This window comes from Neisseria sp. P0009.S007 (assembly GCF_051962515.1).
In genome coordinates, this window is the sequence record NZ_JBQCVF010000838.1 from 1 (window position 1) to 548 (window position 548).

General features: G+C 56.6%; 1 pseudogene. It reads left to right on the forward strand.

Annotated elements, in window-relative coordinates:
- A pseudogene (locus tag ACTHS3_RS16685) lies at positions 1-548 on the forward strand (hypothetical protein); the annotation flags it as partial.

The following is a 548-nucleotide window of genomic DNA, read 5'->3' on the forward strand; positions in this document are numbered from 1 at the left end:
GCGACACCATCAATGTCAAAGGCGACAGCAACATCATCAGCGAAACCGTAGCCGGTGGCGCACAGCTGAAACTGGCCAAAGACATCACTGTTGACAGCGTCACCGCAGGCGACAGCAAACTGAATTCAGACGGCCTCACCATTACCGGTGGCCCGAGTGTGACCAAGTCAGGCATCAATGCCGCCGGCAACAAGATTACCAATGTTGCCGCCGGTACCGATGACACCGACGCCGTCAACTACAGCCAGCTGAAACAGCAAAGCGCCGCTGCCCGTACCGAAGTTGCAGCCGGCACCAACATCAAAGACGTGGTGAAAACGACCGGCGCCAACGGCCAAGACATCTATACCGTCAACGCCAAAGGCACGACTGCGAGCGCAGGTTCGGACAAAGTGACCGTCACTGCTTCAGCAGAAGACGCGAACAACGTGACCGACTACAGCATCGACTTGGCGCAAGACACCAAAGACGACATCCAAAAAGGTGTGGATGCCAAAACCACCGTTGATACCAAAGGTCTGACCTTCAACGGCGACAGCGGCAGCACC